Consider the following 17,571-nt stretch of genomic DNA (forward strand, 5'->3'; position numbering starts at 1 on the left):
TTAGACGTTAAATAGTTAGCTAAAAAGCCATTCTCGAGAGAGGGTGGCTTTTTTTTGGCCTTGGTCGCTAATATGAAGTATTGAAACCCTATATAGTCAGTGAAAAGTAAAATCGATACATCACGTACTGCAGGTACCGTTTTTAAAGTATTTTAATTATATTTGGATGTAGAGTAATCTCGATTTGAAAAATAATACTATTCATAAAAACTAGAGTGGCAAGGGAAACGAGTGAAAGTACTGCGCCTTGTAGACTAAGCGAGTTTGACACAGCTAATCGTACTTTTTGGGTTTGGTATCAATAGAAGAGGGTGTATGTTTAATATAGCAATGCTAACCACCGCAGCAGATGACTGTACAGCCGCTATTCAAACTGTGGCTGATATTGAGGCTGTTGTCCAGCTCCAAGCCCCATGGACTTATCAAACAATTAACGATTTGCTTGGACAGGATAGTATTAATTTAATAGTGGTTATGACTGTTGCCAAAAACGAAGTGGTGGGCTACTGCTTATATCAAAGAGTTTTTGAGCAAGCAGAAATTTTACGAATCGGTACGCATCCTAACTATCAACGTCAAGGCATTGCTTCAAAGCTTTTCTCTTGGTTAAATGAAGCGTTACAAGTCAATCAGGTAAAGAGTCTGCTACTAGAAGTGCGAGCAGATAATGCGCCGGCAATAGCCTTATATGAAAAGCAAGATTTCACCGTGATTCACAAGCGCAAAGGTTATTATCAATCATCACATCAACCAGCTGTTGACGCGCTTATCATGCAGCGTATTTATACTTAATATAGACAGTCTGATGTGAAAAACTTATCCCAATCGCGTATCAAAACATAATGTATTTTATTCATTTAGTGCTGACTATATAGAGTGCGCCCTTACTGCGAAGGTATGGTTTTTTTACAGACTTCAATATCGGGTGTATAACCACTATCGGCTCTCATCTGCTCTAAAACACCGATACGCTCGCTTAGTAGATCCACCATAACATTGATATTAGCTTGTTGTTTTTTGACTTGGGCCAGTTTTTGTTGGGTGAGTGTGAGCTGTAAATCAATATCTAGCTGACCATCGTAATAATCATTCAAGCTGTCTCTAATCTCAGTGAGCGTAAAACCAATGGCTTGAGCACTTTTTATCAGCTCGATGCGTTCAATACATTCTGGATGAAATTCGGTATACAGACGCGAGCCTGCTTGACGTTTACGAGATTTTAGCAGACCCAATTGATCATAGTGACGGACGGTGTCCTTGGTGGTGTTGGCTTTGGTCGCCAGTGTGCCTATTAACAAAAATGATGTATCGGGTGCCATAATAACCTCATGGTTAAGTAACGACTAGTAAGTAGTGATTAATAGAAAGTAGTTAATAAAAGGTATGACTGCTGAGGTATTTAGGGCATGTCCTCAATCTGAACAAAATCAACTATAGTCAGTGAGAAGTAATATCGCTACATCACGTACTGCAGGTACCGTTTTTTCTTGCTTGCTGTGCCTACGCAGACAGAGGCTACAAAAAAACTATACCAGCAGTATCGTAGCGTTTTTAAAGTATTTTAACTATAAATGGGCTAAAAATGGCTAAATCTTGCCAAACTGCGTCAAATAGCTGGCTAATATCTTGATATTATCTGTACTATTTTCCTTGTTTGACAGCAATTTATCTCATTTTTATCACCATTTTCAAAATGAGGACACGCCCTAGTCAAATGCACCTCACAATTTAAGCGGCCAAGCATGCCGCGTGTCAAGTAGTGATACTGGCAAAGGTTTATGCGAGCCGTTTTGCCATAAGGTCGAAGGGGTACCTATAAGGGTGTCCAATTGAGTGAGAAAGTCAGCGCGAGGTAAAATAGTTGCGCCCAAACTTAGTAAATGCTCGTTTGGCAGCTGACAATCGACAAGCGCTACCTGACTCTGCTCGCACAACCGCATCAAGCCCCAAAATGCCAGTTTTGAGGCATTAGAGGCGGTATGAAACATCGATTCGCCAAAATAAATACCCCCTATTTTTAGCCCGTAGAGACCACCAATGAGCTGTTTTTTATCATCCCATATTTCAATGCTGTGCGCAAAGCCTTGAGTGTGCAGCTCAGTATAAGCTTCAATCATCTCGTTATGAATCCAAGTATGCTCGCCCTCGGGCTGTTTATTATTGAGGCCATCACTGCGCGGTAAACTACAGGCATGGATGACGTCATCAAACGCTTGGTTTAGGGTTAATTGCCAACGTTCACGGTTAGCCTGTTTGCGTAGCGATTTACTGGGTTTATAGTCAGTCGGCACCATCACGCAGCGTGGATCAGGGCACCACCACGCGATAGGTTCGTCTTCATTAAACCAAGGAAACAATCCTTGTGCGTAAGCAGAAATCAGCGTGTCGGGTGCCAAGTCACCACCCATAGCGACCACACCAATGCCATCAGGGTCGATAGAAATAGGGTCAGGGAAGTCATAACGCCCAAGACTTTTTAAAGTCTCAGGCGTTATATGTGTAGTATGGATATTCATATTATTGTCATTGGTAAAGTCGCTCATTTAAGCTTCTTTATCTTCAGTCAATGTCGAGGCATAAGTATGGTCACGAGCGATTGTTTCGCCCATTGCATCCAAATACTTTTCAGCATCAAGCGCAGCCATACAGCCCGTGCCAGCAGAGGTAATCGCTTGACGGTAAACATGGTCGGCGACGTCACCAGCGGCAAAAACCCCTTCGATACTGGATTGGGTAGCATTACCATTTAGACCACTATTGACGACAATATAGCCGTCTTTCATGTCTAGCTGACCTTTAAACAAGTCAGTATTAGGCTTATGACCAATAGCGACAAACATACCCATCGTATCTAATTGTTTGGTGCTGCCATCAATCATAGATTCGATGATCACACCATTGACCCCCATATCATCACCGACCACTTCTTTGACCTGATGGTTCCATTCGATTTTGATATTACCGTTTTTGACCTTTTCAAACAGCTTGTCCTGTAAGATTTTTTCAGAGCGTAAGCTGTCGCGGCGATGCACTAAGGTCACTTCAGAAGCGATATTTGATAGATACAAGGCTTCTTCAACGGCTGTGTTACCGCCACCAATCACCGCGACTTTTTGATCTTTATAAAAGAAACCGTCACACGTAGCACAAGCAGATACGCCGAGGCCGCGGAATTTGGTTTCGGATTCTAGCCCTAAATACTGCGCTGATGCACCCGTTGAGATAATAAGAGCATCGCAAGTATAACTGCCGTTATTACCGGTCAATTGAAAAGGGCGCTCATTTAGATTCACTTCATTGATATGGTCATAAACCAATTCGGTACCGAAGCGTTCGGCATGGGCTTTCATGCGATCCATCAATGCTGGACCCGTCAAATCATGTGCATCACCTGGCCAGTTGTCAACTTCGGTAGTGGTGGTTAATTGCCCGCCTACTTCCATACCAGTGACCATAACTGGCTTGAGGTTGGCACGTGCCGCATAAACGGCGGCCGCATAACCCGCGGGGCCTGAGCCTAAGATAATGAGTTTTTCGTGACGTGGAGCGTTATTATCAGTTGCCATAAGGTATTCCTTGCTAAATATAAGTGTTAAAAATATAAGTTCTTAAGCTAATTTTTCAAATTTTCTAGGGCGTATTCTCACTTTGAAAATGGTGATAAAAATGAGATAAATCGCAGATAAACAAGGAAAATAGTACAGTTAATATCGAGATATGAACCAGCTATTTGACGCAGTTTATCAAAGATTTAGCCATTTTTAGCCCATTTAAAGTTTCATGCTCAGATTGAGGACACGCCCTAATAATATGGTTTTTCTAATTGCTGTGTGATAATAACATAAGGGTATGTGGTACAAAGTGCAAGTTTGCTAAAACAAACACCGGTATCATTAGAATCAAAGTATATTCCCTTGAAATATTAGGGTTAGAAACAGCTGGTATTTTATAGGGTTTAAGCAATATTGTTAGCCTTATTCTGTTCGTTATGATTTGCGTGTAATATGGTTTTTTGTCTAAATAGCATATTGACCTACTTTCTTACCCACTTTCTTTAGAAGACGGTCGCCACTGCGGCTATGTATTTGTTATTATAAGAAGTTATGCCAAGTTTGATAGGGGCTAAACGATAACGGTTATTTACCGTTGTCGAAAGAGACTATATACATTATAGACGTATCCTTATTAAATATTACGCGAGGTGCGTTTATATCAGCACTCTCTATCTTTATCAACACTTTATGTCAGCATGATTAGGCTTAGTCATGCGTTGGCGACCAATTAGTATTAATAACAAGGCAGACTTTACGTGATATCAGCACCGCTTATTGAGTATTTAAAAAAGGGAATATTTACCCTCCTTGGGTTAGTACTGGCCGTTTATCTTTTTGTCATTTTGATAACCTATACCGGTAATGATCCTAGCTGGTCGCACATCAGTAGTGATATGACCACGATTAATAATATGGGCGGCGCGTCGGGTGCTTGGTTGTCTGATTTGCTCTATAGCTTCTTTGGTTTTGGAGCATGGTGGCTGCTAGCGTTTATGGTTTATGAGTCTATCCTTATTTGGTGGGACAATAAGCCAACATTTTGGCTGATGCGGATGGTCGCTTATGTGTTTTTAATATTAAGTGCCAGTGCTTTATTTGCGCAATTGGTCGCTCTAGTACAGCAAGTAGCCGATCCTGTAACGACAGGGCTTGAAGGTGTCGCAGGCGGTATCATTGGGCTTGAACTGCAGGCGCGTTTGGCACAGTTGCTATCGCAGTGGGGGAGTGTGGTGTTCTTGACAGTGTTTGTCATTATTACTGCTACCTTTGCCTTTAATATTCATTGGTTGGCGATTTATCAGAAAATTACCGCGCTGTCATGGTTTGGCTCAGGTATAAAAAACAAAGGTATAGCACAGGATAAAGGGCAGTCGACTCAAAAAAGCAACACCACACAACCAAATGCTAACGACATAGCAGATCAAAAAACCAGTCAAGAAATGCCACAACACAAGCAGTTGCCACTAGAGTTACAATCAGATGATCAGGCTAACAGTGCCCTAGCAGCAGAGAATAGCGGTCGGTTCAGCAATGTGCTGTCAGAATTCTTGACGTCATCAGGACTGGCTGATAGTGTAAAAGCGTCGGTAGCGGCCACGCAGGCTGCCATGTCCAATAAAAACGCTATGTCTAATCAGAGCCATTATGAGTATGCAGACACAGCGGCTGTGATGCCTAATGGTACGACTAATAATACGGTTAGCCAGACAAGTACCTCGACGTCTGCAAATCCTACAATGACTCCTGTTCGTAAAGTTGAGCCGAGTTTTGCTTGGAATGATGCCAATACTGTGGATGATTTATTAGCCAGCGACCCAATGGCTTATAGCGCTAGTAGTGCTGTTGACCCTGTTTCTAATGATAACAATGATACCGGTCTCGAATCGTTAGATGAAACCACCCCAGTATCTCCAGTTATGTCAGCCAATCCGGTAGAAACAACCGTGGCTCAAACAGTGGTGAATGACACAGAGGAAGTCGTCCAGCCACCGCTCGAGACATCAGCAAATAACGAGACGGTTCATCGAGCGGGTACAGAATCTGCTCTACCCGAGTCCGAAGACACCATTCAGAACACTGATACATTAGCAGATGCATGGCTGGCAGAGCATGCAGCTGGCTCTGGCTCGTTATCAACTGCGGAACAACTTGAGGTTACCAAACCTGAAGCAGTGCCTCAGACAGAGCATATAGCTGAGCCGCCTGTAGGGCAACCGACAGTAGAGCCTACAACGGCTATGCCTAATGAGGATATTTCGAATTGGTCTGTTAATTTTTCTCCTGACGCCTCTACTGACGTAACCAGTCAATCTTTGGCTCAGCCGTCTAATCATGAAGCTGAGCCAGTGCCTCATGCTGCATCGGCAGTTGCACCTGAAACATCGGTGCCCCCGACAGTAGCAGAAGTCGCTACGCCAGCGGCAGAAGTTAGTGCACCAGTGACAGACGTGGCGGATATGACGCCAACCAATACACCACCTGCCAATCCTAAAGTAGCGCCTAAAACAACGTCAAAAGCAGCATCAACAGTGGCAACGGCTAACGTGCCAAACGCTAATCCTACCGCCAGCACCCAATCACCGGCTGCGGCAACACCAACGGTAAGCTTTGCCGTGCCAGAGGGTGATAGCAGTAATCACATTACTGACATGATGCCAGAAGATGACAGTGTTGAACGTATTGATGCAGCCGTCATGCCTGATATTAGTGATGATGCCGCGTTCAGTCAAAAATCACGCTCGATGCAAACGGCTGCTTATCGTAGCAGCCTAACCCCAATTCCAGAGTTGTCTCTTTTAGATAAACCAGATCCTGACCGTAAGCCAAACTATACAGCTTCTGAGCTTGAGCAGCTGTCCGAATTACTAGAAATTAAGCTACAAGAATTCAATGTCAAGGCTTCTGTGGCTAATGCCATTCCAGGCCCAGTGGTCACCCGTTTTGAAGTGGAGCTTGCTGCTGGGGTAAAAGCCAGTAAGGTAACTGGTATTTCACGAGATTTGGCGCGCTCGCTGTCGATGGCGTCTTTGCGTGTGGTCGAAGTTATTCCAGGCAAGCCTTATATTGGTATCGAAGTGCCGAATAAGCAGCGCGAAATGGTGCGCTTGATTGAGCTACTAAACACCGAAAAATTCAGCGATCCCAAAGCACAAATCAGTATGGCGATGGGTAAAGATATCGGCGGTAATCCGATTATTACTGACCTTGCCCGTGCCCCGCATATGCTGGTCGCTGGTACCACAGGTTCTGGTAAATCGGTGTTGGTCAACTCTATGCTGCTATCGATGCTACTTAAATATACGCCAAATGAGCTGCGTCTTATTTTGATTGATCCAAAGCAGCTCGAACTTGCCAACTATAACGATATTCCGCACCTTCTGACGCCTGTAGTCACTGATATGACTGAGGCGGCCAGTAGCTTGTCATGGTGTGTGGCAGAAATGGAGCGTCGCTATCAGCTGATGAGTTTGCTCAAAGTGCGTAAGCTTAATGAATTTAATAAAAAAGTCATCGCTGCTGAGCAATCGGGTAATCCGATGCTAGACCCATTATGGCGACCCAATGATAGCGTCAGTGTGAGCCAAGCGCCGAAGCTAAAAACCTTGCCGATGATTGTCATTGTCGCCGATGAGTTTGCCGATATGATTATGCAGGTTGGTAAGCAAGCAGAAGAACTTATTACCCGTTTGGCACAAAAATCACGGGCGGCAGGAATTCATTTGATGCTTGCTACCCAGCGTCCGTCAGTCGATGTCATTACAGGTCTAATTAAAGCCAATATTCCAGTACGGGCGGCATTGCGAGTCAACTCAAAAGTCGACTCACGGACGATTCTGGATAGTGGTGGCGCTGAAGATATGCTGGGCAATGGTGATATGCTGTTTTTAGGACCAGGGCAAATTGAGCCAGATCGTGTGCATGGTGCTTATGTCAGTGACGAAGAAGTCAACCGTGTCTGTGATGCATGGCGTGAGCGCGGCGCACCTGATTATATTGATAATATGGCTGGCAACTTTGAATTATCTAGTCCGGGTGGTGGTAGCACTGGCAATGCATCTGGTGAGGATGATGACCTTTATAATGACGCAGTGGCCTTTATCATGGAAACGCGTAAAGTTTCAGCTTCTAGTATCCAGCGTAAATTCAGCATTGGCTATAATCGCGCGGCTCGCATTGTTGATTCAATGGAAGAGGCGGGACTGGTCAGCTCGATGGGTAAAAGCGGTAAGCGCGAGCTATTGATGTAGACGATGGTCAGTTTGATTAATCATAAAAAGCGAGTCACAAGAGTGGCTCGCTTTTTTATTTGAAAAATATCGTTGAGCTAGGGCGTACCCTCATTTTTAGCCCATTTAGATATTATGGTTTGGGTTGAGGACAGGCTCTAGTGTCAATGAAAGGTAATATTGATACATCATACCCGCAGGAATTTAGCGTGTTTTAACTATGGTGTTCAAATGACCAATGAGTTTGTTTATCAGCTATAAGTAGTGATTTTTTATACTAAACTGGTGGTTGATTATAAGATAAATAAGCATAAAGTTTAAAAACAAACCTTAATTCAATCACTATCCAAGGAAGGTTAATTATGTTCAAAGAATATACCCAATACGATGGTTTAGCATTGGCAGCACTGGTCAATGCAGGGGAAGTCAGTGCTAAAGAGTTGCTAGACGCTGCTGTCCATCAAGCCAACAAAATTAATCCTAAATTGAATGCGATTATCCACCGTTTTGATGAGCGTGCTTATGCTGCAGCACAAAAAGGCTTACCAGCAGGGGCGTTTAACGGGGTGCCTTATCTCCTCAAAGACTTATCGTTTCATTTTGGGGGCGAGCCTATCACCATGGGCAGTCGTAGCGTCAATATCGTCTCAGAAAGCGATAGCGAAATTGTAAAACGTATGAAAGCTACTGGCGTCAACACTTTTGGTAAAACCAATACCCCAGAATTTGGTTTGATTATCACTACCGAACCTAAAGCACATGGCGTGACGCACAATCCCTTTAAGAAAGGCTACAGCTCTGGTGGGTCGTCTGGCGGTAGTGCAGCGGCAGTATCAAGTGGCATCGTACCGATGGCAGGCGCGGGGGATGGCGGTGGCTCGATACGCTTTCCTGCTGCATGGTGCGGCGCGTTTGGGCTCAAACCCAGTCGCGGGCGTAACCCAATGGGCCCAGCATTTGGTGAAGGATGGGATGGAGCAGTCGCGGATCATGTAATTACCCGTAGCGTGCGCGATAGTGCCGCGATGCTGGATGCGACCAGCGGTGTAGAAATCGGCGCGCCTTATGTTATCGCACCGCCCGATGGCACATTTTTGCAAGCCGCTATGCGTGCACCAAAACAATTAACCATCGCGCTACATCAACAGCCGTTAGTTGCTAACACTGTAGTTGATAAAGAGGTACTTGCTGTATTAGAACAGACTGCTAAGCAGTTAGAAGCGATGGGTCATCGAGTGGTGCCTGCGGAACCTAATATCAATATCGAACAGTTTTGGCATGATTTTTTGGTGGTGGTCTGCGCGCACACTGCCTTTACCATCGATAATATCGAGCGCTGTTATGGCGCGCAGCATATACAAAACCTAGAGCCGCAGACTTATAACATGGCGATGCTTGGACGTTCGCTATCAGCAGTAGATTTGGCCCATGCCAAGCACGGCTGGCATGACAGCCAATATCAAACTGGTTTATTATTAGAAACCTACGACATGATTCTATCTCCAACCGTACCGACGCCTGCTGTTAAACACGGCGTGCTACCACCAAGTAAGATGGATGAGATGCTCATGCGTAGCGCTGGTTTGCTGAATAAAGGCGTTGATATGGGTAAGTATGCCTTTAGCTCGGGTATGATTGAGAAGCTGAGTGCGCCAGTGCTGGGCAAAATGGCCTTTACCATATTGGGTAATGTGACCGGATTACCGGCTATGTCGTTGCCTGTCGGTATGAGTAAAAAAGGTCTACCAATTGGGGTGCAGCTGATTGGACGCATGAATGATGAGACGACTTTATTCAGTGTGGCAGGTGAGATGGAGCGTGCGGGTTTATTTACTAAGGCGGCGTTTGAGAAGTAATTGCAAGACGCGCTTATCGCTTTGATAAGACGTTTTCAATCAAAGCGGTAGATATCCATGCCTAAGCTATGGTGCGCCATGCTTTGATGCACCACAGAGACGCGTTGACCAGCACCTAAGGCAAAAAATAATGGTAGCAAATGCTCATCACTTGGATGGATGTGTTGATAGTTGGGGTATTGCTGCCAATCTAGTGCAGTGGGAATATCCGTTTTTAGCTGCTGTAGTAACCAGACTTTAAAGTCTTTTGCCGTTTGGTCGATACTATCCGCTTGCCAGCGTAGCGCTTGTAAGTTATGGGTGATATTACCCGAGCCAATGATGAGTATTTGCTCACGACGCAGCTGCGCCAATTGCGCGCCCAATTGATAGCAGGCAGCACTATCGTAATGCTGAGGCAGTGATATCTGTACGATAGGAATATCCGCCTGCGGATAAAGATGCAAAAGCGGCGCCCAGACGCCATGATCACTGGCACGCATTGGATTCAAACTACAATTAATACCGCGGGCAGTGAGCTGCTGCGCCAGTGTTTCGGCAAGCGCTGGCTGACCTGCTGCTGGATATTGTAGCTCATACAGTTCTGTCTCAAAGCCTGAAAAGTCATGCCACGTCTTGGGCTGCGGATTACTGCTGATTTCTAGTTTGGCGGATTGCCAATGCGCTGACATAATGATGATAGCACGCGGCTTAGGTAAGTTTTGGCCGATACGCGCCAGCGCGCTGGTTGTAGCAGATTGTTCAATCGCCAACGTCGGGGCACCATGCGAGATAAATAATGCCGGTAGTTTAGGCGGTTTAGCAGCGCTGGCTATTTGAGGTTCATCTGCCCAAGCAGCGGCCGCTGTAATTGGCGTCGATAACGACAGCGATAAATCATCGCTTTTGTCATCGCGATGATGATTGGTATTTTGGGCATCGGGTAGCACAGGTTTAGGATATCTCATGTGCCATTTATTAGGGCGCGCGCGTAATTTTCAATCCATCTATTTCTCAATCTGGTTATTCGTCATTTCATCTATAGTCGGGTCTATATAAAAAAGAGTCGTTGATATTAACGTGCGACTGCTATCAATTTTTTCTTGCTTGCTGTTCGCAGGCGTGACAGAGGCTGCGAAAAATTGATAGCAGTCGCACTGTATCGTTTTTAAATTGGATCGACTAGGGGCTGTATAGAATTCAGCTAAGGAACTGACAGAGACTATTTTTTAGGCAATTCGACGCCAAAAATAGTAAGTTTAGTTATTCTAAGCGCGATAGTTTTGGCTAGGAAGTGGCAAAAAATAGTCCTGTTCCTTCGGACTGATGCTAAAATCGCCCCAGACGTTGTTGTAAATCTAGCTAAGGTCTCGACATTACCTTCGATTTACGCCTAGTCTGGAATTATTTTAGCGATCAGCAGTCCTAATAGATGAATTCTATACAGCCCCTATATTATTTAGGTTTATGATGTTTAATAAGGTGCGCTATGTAAAAGAGCTTTTTTTTAATTTAATTGCCGCGATGGTAAGGGTGGTTGTTATTGATACTCATCGCTCGATATAGCTGTTCCATTAATACCACACGTACCAGCGGATGCGGTAAGGTCAGCGCTGATAATGACCATTTCACATCGGCCTTTGCCAATACCTCGGGCGAAACCCCATCAGCACCGCCAATCACTAGGGCAATATCATCGCCTTGTTGCATGCCATCTGCTAGCTTATGTGCCAACCCTTCTGTCGAGAGCATTTTACCTTTGACATCGAGTACCCATAGTTGCTCACGACCTGAGGCATTATGTGCGGCCAATATCGCCTGCCCTTCTTGCTCACGGTACTGTGCTAAATTGGCATCAGAAGGGTTTTTTGCCCGCTTTGCAGCGGCAAGCTCCACGATTTCTGTACTCAGCATTGGCTGAATACGTTTAAAGTACTCATCAAACCCTGTCTGTACCCAGCTGGGCATCTTATTGCCAACGGTCAAAATTCTTACCTTCATAATATATACCACTTTAATCATTGATAAAGCGTAACAAAAGAATTCTACGCTTAAGTTAATGTAACAAACAATCCTTTTACGTCAGGGGTTTTTATGGTTTACTACTATTTGACAAACAGTTGTTCTTTAGTTTCTTGTTTTATAACTTTTTATAATTTTATAAAAAATGTCGACTTAAAAGCAGTCGGAGGAAGTCAACACTTTAAGAGAAAATTACAGGCAACCGTATCGTGTCTTATGATAAATCAAAAAATTAACTTGAAGTATTTTTTAATGAAAGGAGTCGTTCATGAATCGTACTATCTCAAAAGCACTTACTCTCACTGCAGGTGTTTTGCTTTCTACTTCTGTCTTTGCTGCCTCTTTAGATGGCACACAATGGCAAACCATTGATGATAAAACAGGCGAAAAAAAGGCCGTCATTCAGTTAACTGAAAAAAGTGGCAAAGTTTCAGGCAAAATTATCAAAGTGCTTAATAAGGAAAAGGCTAAAGCTGTCTGTACCAAATGTCCAGGTAGTCTAAAAGACCAGCCTGTCGAAGGCTTACAGATTTTATCAGGTTTAAAGGCTGATGGTAACAACAAATGGAGCCATGGCAAGTTGGTCGACCCTGAATCGGGAAAAACTTATTCTGGTAAATTGACCCTAAGCGACAATGGTCAAAGCTTAGACCTACGTGGTTATGTAGGCTCACCTGTATTCGGTCGCTCGCAGACTTGGCAACGTATCAAATAGCTATTAGGTAAAATAACTATTTAATAATCATTATTATATAAAGTGGCAGGGTAGCTGATACAAATTGGCTACCCTGTTTATTTGCGCTTAATGACACTAATACTGCTGCCGCTTATCTTGGATTGACGTCACTTTATTTTCATATCAAAGGCTCACATCAAAGGCCTTATGGTTTGTGACACGGTATCTTCTGAGCTTTGGTTATTATCGCTAGCCTCAGTTGGGCTAGGCTTTGGAATGATGGTGAGCTTGGCATCAGACTCAAAAACAATGGCTTCAACATCATCGAAGCTATTCACCCCTTCGGAGCGCATCGCGCACTCTATCTCCTGACGAGTCAACCGCTCGGCACGCATCGTATCTGGTAAAAACTGCCCTTGATAAAAGACGATACGCGGTTCGGATAGAATAAAACTGCTAAATTGCGGTGAGACAGAGGCATATTTAGTGACCAAAAATTGTAATAAGTAGAGCGCCAAAATCGATGAAATTCCTTCTATAAAAGGAATGTCTTTGAGTAAAATAGTGCTGGCACCCAATGAACCGATCATCACAGTGACGATCCAATCAAAATTATTGAGCTGTGACGTTGAGCGTTTACCAGAGGCTTTAGTCACCAGTACGACTGATAGGTAAACCATAACAGTCGTTAAGACGATGCGTCCAAGCTTGTCTATATTGTCAAAAAAAACCATATCCATGATGATTGCTCCTATTAAAAATGCCATGCCGCCAATGGTTAAAACATGACTTATTAAAGTCAGCCTAACGGATTTTAGGTATTAATAGGAGATAAACTTTGTAGAGGCTTGCCTTAATAGGACTAACTCACTTTGCTTTTTGTTTGGGATTAAGTAGGTGGTTGAGCGCCCAAAGACTGATACGAGTACTGACCAAGGTCAACACCAAAATCATAACCAGTGATGACAGTAGTGGCAGCGGCTGCTGCATGGCCATCTCAGATAAAACCTCACGGCTCACTTCATCAAATAAAAAGAACCATATCGCTAAGAAATAAATGACCGTCAGTAGCCAGACGATAGCGACACCGCCAAACATCAAGCGATTGATTTCAGATTTATTCAAAGCGCGCTGCTGATGTTTGATGAATTTATTGACTGCGATATAAGTACCGATAAAAATAGATATGACGGTGACCAGCTGTGAGTTTAAAGCCAGCTTGGTTTGAATCATCATAAATATCACGCTGGCAAGAATATAACCAATCGCAAAAAAACCAACATAGAGTGCCAGTTTAGGTTGCACTGACTCATGACCCTGCGGCAGCCCATGACGGTTTGAACGAGTATTACGCTTGCTAAGGTTGGTGGTTTTGCGTGCCATAAGCGAACCTTTATAAAGGTAAAAAATAGAATATTAAAGTGAATACTTTATCCATGATTCAATAAAAAGTATTTTTGTTAAAAATCAATGCTGCGCGGTCCAATCAAGCATCGCGTCCAACACGGGGCGGGCAGTATAAGCATTTAGCGCTTGGTCACTATTGATAAGGCCAACCACGACATAATCTTGTCCTGATAGCCCTTTGACATAGCCTGCCATCGAGGTGACATTGTTTAAAGTACCCGTTTTTATCCACGCGCGGCCGATGGCTGTTGATTCAGGCAAGCGTTTGCTATGAGCAGCAATGGTGCCACTGACGCCAGCGACCCCTAATGAGTCGACATAAGCATCGAAGCTTGGATGGCTATAAGCGTAGGTTAATAGCTCGCTTAGATTGGCTGCCGTTATTGTACAGTCACGACAAAGCCCTGAGCCATTGGTTAAATGTGGTGGCGGTGTACTTAGATTGGTCTGCCACCACTGGTCGATAGTCTGTAATGCTGCAGGATAGTCCGTCGTAGTCGGTTTGCCAAATTGGTATAAGCTATTTTGACTTTTAATGTTTTTATCAATGCCTTTATTGACGGTTTTATCGACGGCCTTATTATTAGGTTTGCTATTGGATTGATTATTAGCTTGGTTATAAGCCCCGATCGATAGCGCCACTTGCTCAGTCATCACATTATTTGAAAAATGGTTAATATCGTGAATCTGCTGGGTTAAATTCAAAGAGGGATAGCTGACAATCGGTAAGGGGGACATAGGTAGTGCCACCAATCCGCGTTTGGCTTTGAGAGATTTTTGTGCAGCATAAGGCGTTTCTTGGCTAATCACATCGCCGCTCAGCGTGTTGCCTAGCGCTTGCCATTTTGCAGCGACGACACGAGCGGCAAAGTCTTTGGCATCAGGATAAGCAACATAAAAAGCATGCTCTTGGCAGCTGTTGGGCAAATCAGCATTCAATACCAACTGCTTAGCTTGCCACTGCGGCGCAAGACTATAACGGGCTTGTCCACATGCCGCTGAACGCATATCTATCTTATTAGGCAAGTTATAATTCGCCAGTTTCGGTGTATAGGTTAGGCTGGCTTGACCATTGTCTAATGGATAGCTTTTGATACCGACGGTACTAAAATTCACCAAAAAGCCATCGGGACTGGCGTTATAAGGGCGTAACGGTGCGTTGTCAAAAGCGGCAGGGTCTTTACTGATATTTTTAAAAATCGAGCTATCCACAACAATATCACCATCGATATGATGGATGCCTGATCCTTGCACTTTATAGAGTAATTGCTGCAATCGCTCATGGGTCATCTTTGGGTCGCCACTGCCTTGAATAATCAAGTCGCCGTGCAGCCGGTCGCCGATAATAATGCCCGTGTGATAGACGCGAGTGTGCCAGACAAAATCAGCACCCATGGTATCCAAAGCGATAAAGCTGGGAACGAGTTTCATGGTACTGGCAGGTGTGCGCGCGATATCAGCTTGATGATTGAGTAATGGTGAGAATGAGATTTTTATAGAGGATTTATCAGTGCGGGCGTTGCCATTTTTATTATCACCTGCACCATTCACCACTATCGGTTTTGAATGATCATCCAGTATCGTGGGGATACTTTCTAAGCTTTGGTAGGTGTAAGGGTCATCGGTATAAGCATGTAGCTCTTGCTCATGCTTTTTAATCGTTTGCTGTTCAATAGTAACCAGTGCGCTTGGTTTGGTAAGGGGCTTTTTATCACTGTTATTGTTATTGTTATTATTAGGGGTAGTTTGTTGGTGCTTACCGTCCGTATTAGAATCACCGTCTAAGCTGCTACTATCAACGACCTGAATTGGCGCGGGCAAGTGACTGGCATTTTTATCACCGACAGGGGTAATGACAATACTAATATCAGCGGTGGTTAAATCAGCGCGCGATAAGGCCGCTTCGATGGCTTGCGGTAGTGCTGCTTGCGCATGGAACGGTGATGCCATTACGGTTGCCAATAGTGCCAGCATAGGTAAGCATTTACCAGACTGACTAAAGGGTCGAAAATGGCTACGAAGCGGTGATAGTTTGGCAGTAAGGGCGGGAGGGTTGCAGTGTTTTGAGGTGGGTCGCATGAGCATCTTTCATCAGGTGGTAAAAACAGCCTATGGTAACATGAGTTGCTGTTTTCGCGTAGATGGCTTGTTATTGAAAGCGGTGTTTTAAAAACGTCATTTTATAAATAATAATCAACATTAGCGTACATGCAAAAACGCCATCGCTGTCATCAGCGCATCGTTATAAGCGTCGTGGGCGCCCAGCTCAGGGATATTATAATGCGCCAATATATTGGTGAGATGCTGCGCTTGACTGGAGAGCCCTTGGGTTTGACCACTCATGCGCCGACTGTATAAATGGCGCAAATCTATGATTTCGTTTGGCAGCGCCGTGCCCATATAACGCTTGACCAAAGGATTCAAAAACGCGGTGTCTATTTGGGTGCAGAAGCCCACGATTGGTCGATTGCCTATAAACGGCAGCAACAGCGCCAGCATGTCATCGTAGCTCATGCCATGCTCCACATCAGCAGTACGCAGACCATGAATCACAATGGTATCGCGATCGGGCATCACAGGCGGCTTGCATACTAGATGCATGCCATTACCTGTATCGATGGTATTGTCATTGATATGTATCGCGGCGACAGACAATAAATGATGCTTTTTGGGATTAAGCCCTGTCATTTCACAATCAATCGCTACCCATTGTTTAGCCAAAGGTTTACTAAACATCGCTGCCAACTCTGGTCGCTGTAGCTGCCTTTTTTGCAAGCTAGAGGACAACTGTTTTAGCCAATTCATATCCGTCGCTCATCCATTTATGTTGTTGTATTTTTGATTTTATAGTTATAGTTGATGACATGCATTAGTACAGCTGTATTAGTATGCTACTGATATAAAATTTTCTGGTGTGTTGCACATACGCAGAGGCTGCGAAAAACTCATTCCAATAGCACTATAATAGTTCTAAGTTTTTTTGACTATCTCAGAGTCTACATAAATAATCCATCTCAACTGGTTTAAGTAGTAGTTCATGTTTGCTACCGCGCTTTTCAAACTGTATGCAAGCATCAAATATGTATAAATAGATCTCTATTATGGTCAATTGCATATTTTAAGATATAAATCATCTTGTCAATATTTTTATCCTTCGGTATGTCCATATTTAAAAAAGCATCATATACCTTCTCAATCGTTTCAATATCATGTATAGAGTCGTCTTCACTAGGCCCTAAGAGATAATTGTTCGTCTGCTCTGAAATTATATGCTATAAGTTAATTTCTTGATAATATTCGACATTTTTCACTGTGAGAGGTAAGACAGTATTTGCTTGTAGATTATTGTTTCCCCAATCTATCGTTTCAACGTAATCATCTATATTAATGTCGTTGGGTAGGCAAAAAAAGCGGTATCTAAACTCATTATCCAAAATTCATTATCACAGTTTTTTCATGTAGCATGGCATAGTCCAAAATTTCAATCATTTTCATGATATTCATATCCTTTAATGCAACTTCTTTTACTATAGCGTTGCGTATGTTTTGGATTTCTTCAACAAAAACAACATTACTATCAGACGGTCCTATCATATAGTCTGTATGATCTGACATCAAATCCCATAGACCTATTTTGTGATAATAATCTAATTGTTCTTGAGTAAGAGATAAAACAGTAGCAGCTTCTGAATGATCATATCCCCATTGTAATATTTCACTATAATCATCTATATTAATGTCGTCAGGTAAGCAAAAAAAGCAATACTCAGGTGTTTTATTCATCAGCCTGTGTTCCTTATATATAGTTTTTGGCATCTTTTCCTTTAAGGCCTCTACTAGATGGAGGTTTG

At 43.6% G+C, this 17,571-nt stretch carries 14 protein-coding genes and 1 pseudogene; 4 read left to right on the plus strand and 11 right to left on the minus strand.

The features are described from left to right. Positions 1 to 315 precede the first annotated feature (315 nt). Positions 316 to 792, plus strand: coding sequence for a ribosomal protein S18-alanine N-acetyltransferase (gene rimI, locus EI161_RS04735; RefSeq protein ID WP_192524538.1), 477 nt, complete (start codon positions 316 to 318; stop codon positions 790 to 792). A gap of 92 nt (positions 793 to 884) precedes the next feature. Here the strand turns inward: rimI and EI161_RS04740 are convergent, their stop codons facing one another. The 3 genes from EI161_RS04740 to trxB all read right to left on the minus strand — a co-directional run bounded on the left by EI161_RS04740 (position 885) and on the right by trxB (position 3,566). Beyond that, the gene (locus tag EI161_RS04740; RefSeq protein WP_192524537.1) at positions 885 to 1,319 is read right to left on the minus strand and encodes a MerR family transcriptional regulator; all 435 of its coding nucleotides are present in this window, start codon (positions 1,317 to 1,319) and stop codon (positions 885 to 887) included. A 402-nt stretch (positions 1,320 to 1,721) separates the two neighbouring features. Next, positions 1,722 to 2,543, minus strand: a complete 822-nt coding sequence (aat, locus tag EI161_RS04745) for a leucyl/phenylalanyl-tRNA--protein transferase (protein WP_413038392.1) — start codon at positions 2,541 to 2,543, stop codon at positions 1,722 to 1,724. Then, the gene (gene trxB / locus EI161_RS04750; protein WP_192524536.1) at positions 2,544 to 3,566 is read right to left on the minus strand and encodes a thioredoxin-disulfide reductase; all 1,023 of its coding nucleotides are present in this window, start codon (positions 3,564 to 3,566) and stop codon (positions 2,544 to 2,546) included. It lies immediately after the preceding gene. A 743-nt stretch (positions 3,567 to 4,309) separates the two neighbouring features. Between trxB and EI161_RS04755 the strand changes: the two genes are divergently transcribed. Both EI161_RS04755 and EI161_RS04760 read left to right on the plus strand, forming a co-directional pair. Continuing rightward, positions 4,310 to 7,801, plus strand: a complete 3,492-nt coding sequence (locus tag EI161_RS04755) for a DNA translocase FtsK (protein WP_192524535.1) — start codon at positions 4,310 to 4,312, stop codon at positions 7,799 to 7,801. A 341-nt stretch (positions 7,802 to 8,142) separates the two neighbouring features. Beyond that, positions 8,143 to 9,636 (plus strand): amidase, encoded by a 1,494-nt coding sequence (locus EI161_RS04760; protein WP_192524534.1) that lies wholly within the window; start codon positions 8,143 to 8,145, stop codon positions 9,634 to 9,636. Between the two features lie 35 nt (positions 9,637 to 9,671). Here EI161_RS04760 and EI161_RS04765 read toward each other — a convergent pair whose 3' ends face one another. Both EI161_RS04765 and rlmH read right to left on the minus strand, forming a co-directional pair. Continuing rightward, entirely contained in the window at positions 9,672 to 10,583 is a 912-nt protein-coding gene (locus tag EI161_RS04765; RefSeq protein ID WP_192524533.1) for a DODA-type extradiol aromatic ring-opening family dioxygenase, read from the minus strand. A 544-nt stretch (positions 10,584 to 11,127) separates the two neighbouring features. Beyond that, on the minus strand, positions 11,128 to 11,616 hold the full coding sequence (rlmH, locus tag EI161_RS04770; RefSeq protein ID WP_192524732.1) for a 23S rRNA (pseudouridine(1915)-N(3))-methyltransferase RlmH: 489 nt from the start codon (positions 11,614 to 11,616) through the stop codon (positions 11,128 to 11,130). Positions 11,617 to 11,905: 289 nt separating this feature from the next. On the opposite strand from rlmH, the gene EI161_RS04775 reads away from it, so the two are divergent. Continuing rightward, positions 11,906 to 12,352, plus strand: a complete 447-nt coding sequence (locus EI161_RS04775; protein ID WP_192524731.1) for a DUF2147 domain-containing protein — start codon at positions 11,906 to 11,908, stop codon at positions 12,350 to 12,352. A gap of 152 nt (positions 12,353 to 12,504) precedes the next feature. Here the strand turns inward: EI161_RS04775 and EI161_RS04780 are convergent, their stop codons facing one another. The 6 genes and pseudogenes from EI161_RS04780 to EI161_RS04810 form a co-directional block, all read right to left on the minus strand. Then, positions 12,505 to 13,053: a DUF421 domain-containing protein gene (locus EI161_RS04780; RefSeq protein WP_192529101.1), complete on the minus strand. Its 549-nt coding sequence runs from the start codon at positions 13,051 to 13,053 to the stop codon at positions 12,505 to 12,507. A gap of 127 nt (positions 13,054 to 13,180) precedes the next feature. Next, complete coding sequence (locus EI161_RS04785; protein WP_192524729.1) at positions 13,181 to 13,696, minus strand: ABZJ_00895 family protein; 516 nt, start codon at positions 13,694 to 13,696, stop codon at positions 13,181 to 13,183. Positions 13,697 to 13,780: 84 nt separating this feature from the next. Beyond that, positions 13,781 to 15,799 carry a D-alanyl-D-alanine carboxypeptidase/D-alanyl-D-alanine-endopeptidase gene (locus tag EI161_RS04790; RefSeq protein ID WP_192524728.1) on the minus strand — a complete coding sequence of 673 codons (2,019 nt, stop codon included), beginning with the start codon at positions 15,797 to 15,799 and terminating at the stop codon, positions 13,781 to 13,783. Between the two features lie 120 nt (positions 15,800 to 15,919). After that, on the minus strand, positions 15,920 to 16,525 hold the full coding sequence (locus tag EI161_RS04795; RefSeq protein ID WP_192529102.1) for a 3'-5' exonuclease: 606 nt from the start codon (positions 16,523 to 16,525) through the stop codon (positions 15,920 to 15,922). A gap of 269 nt (positions 16,526 to 16,794) precedes the next feature. After that, positions 16,795 to 17,154, minus strand: a pseudogene (locus tag EI161_RS15085) (DMP12 family DNA mimic protein). Further along, the gene (locus EI161_RS04810; RefSeq protein ID WP_192529103.1) at positions 17,147 to 17,503 is read right to left on the minus strand and encodes a DMP12 family DNA mimic protein; all 357 of its coding nucleotides are present in this window, start codon (positions 17,501 to 17,503) and stop codon (positions 17,147 to 17,149) included. The pseudogene EI161_RS15085 and the gene EI161_RS04810 overlap by 8 nt, the downstream one beginning before the upstream one ends. Positions 17,504 to 17,571: the final 68 nt, after the last annotated feature.

The organism is Psychrobacter sp. FME5, from assembly GCF_014861375.1.
In the GTDB taxonomy this organism is placed as follows: domain Bacteria; phylum Pseudomonadota; class Gammaproteobacteria; order Pseudomonadales; family Moraxellaceae; genus Psychrobacter.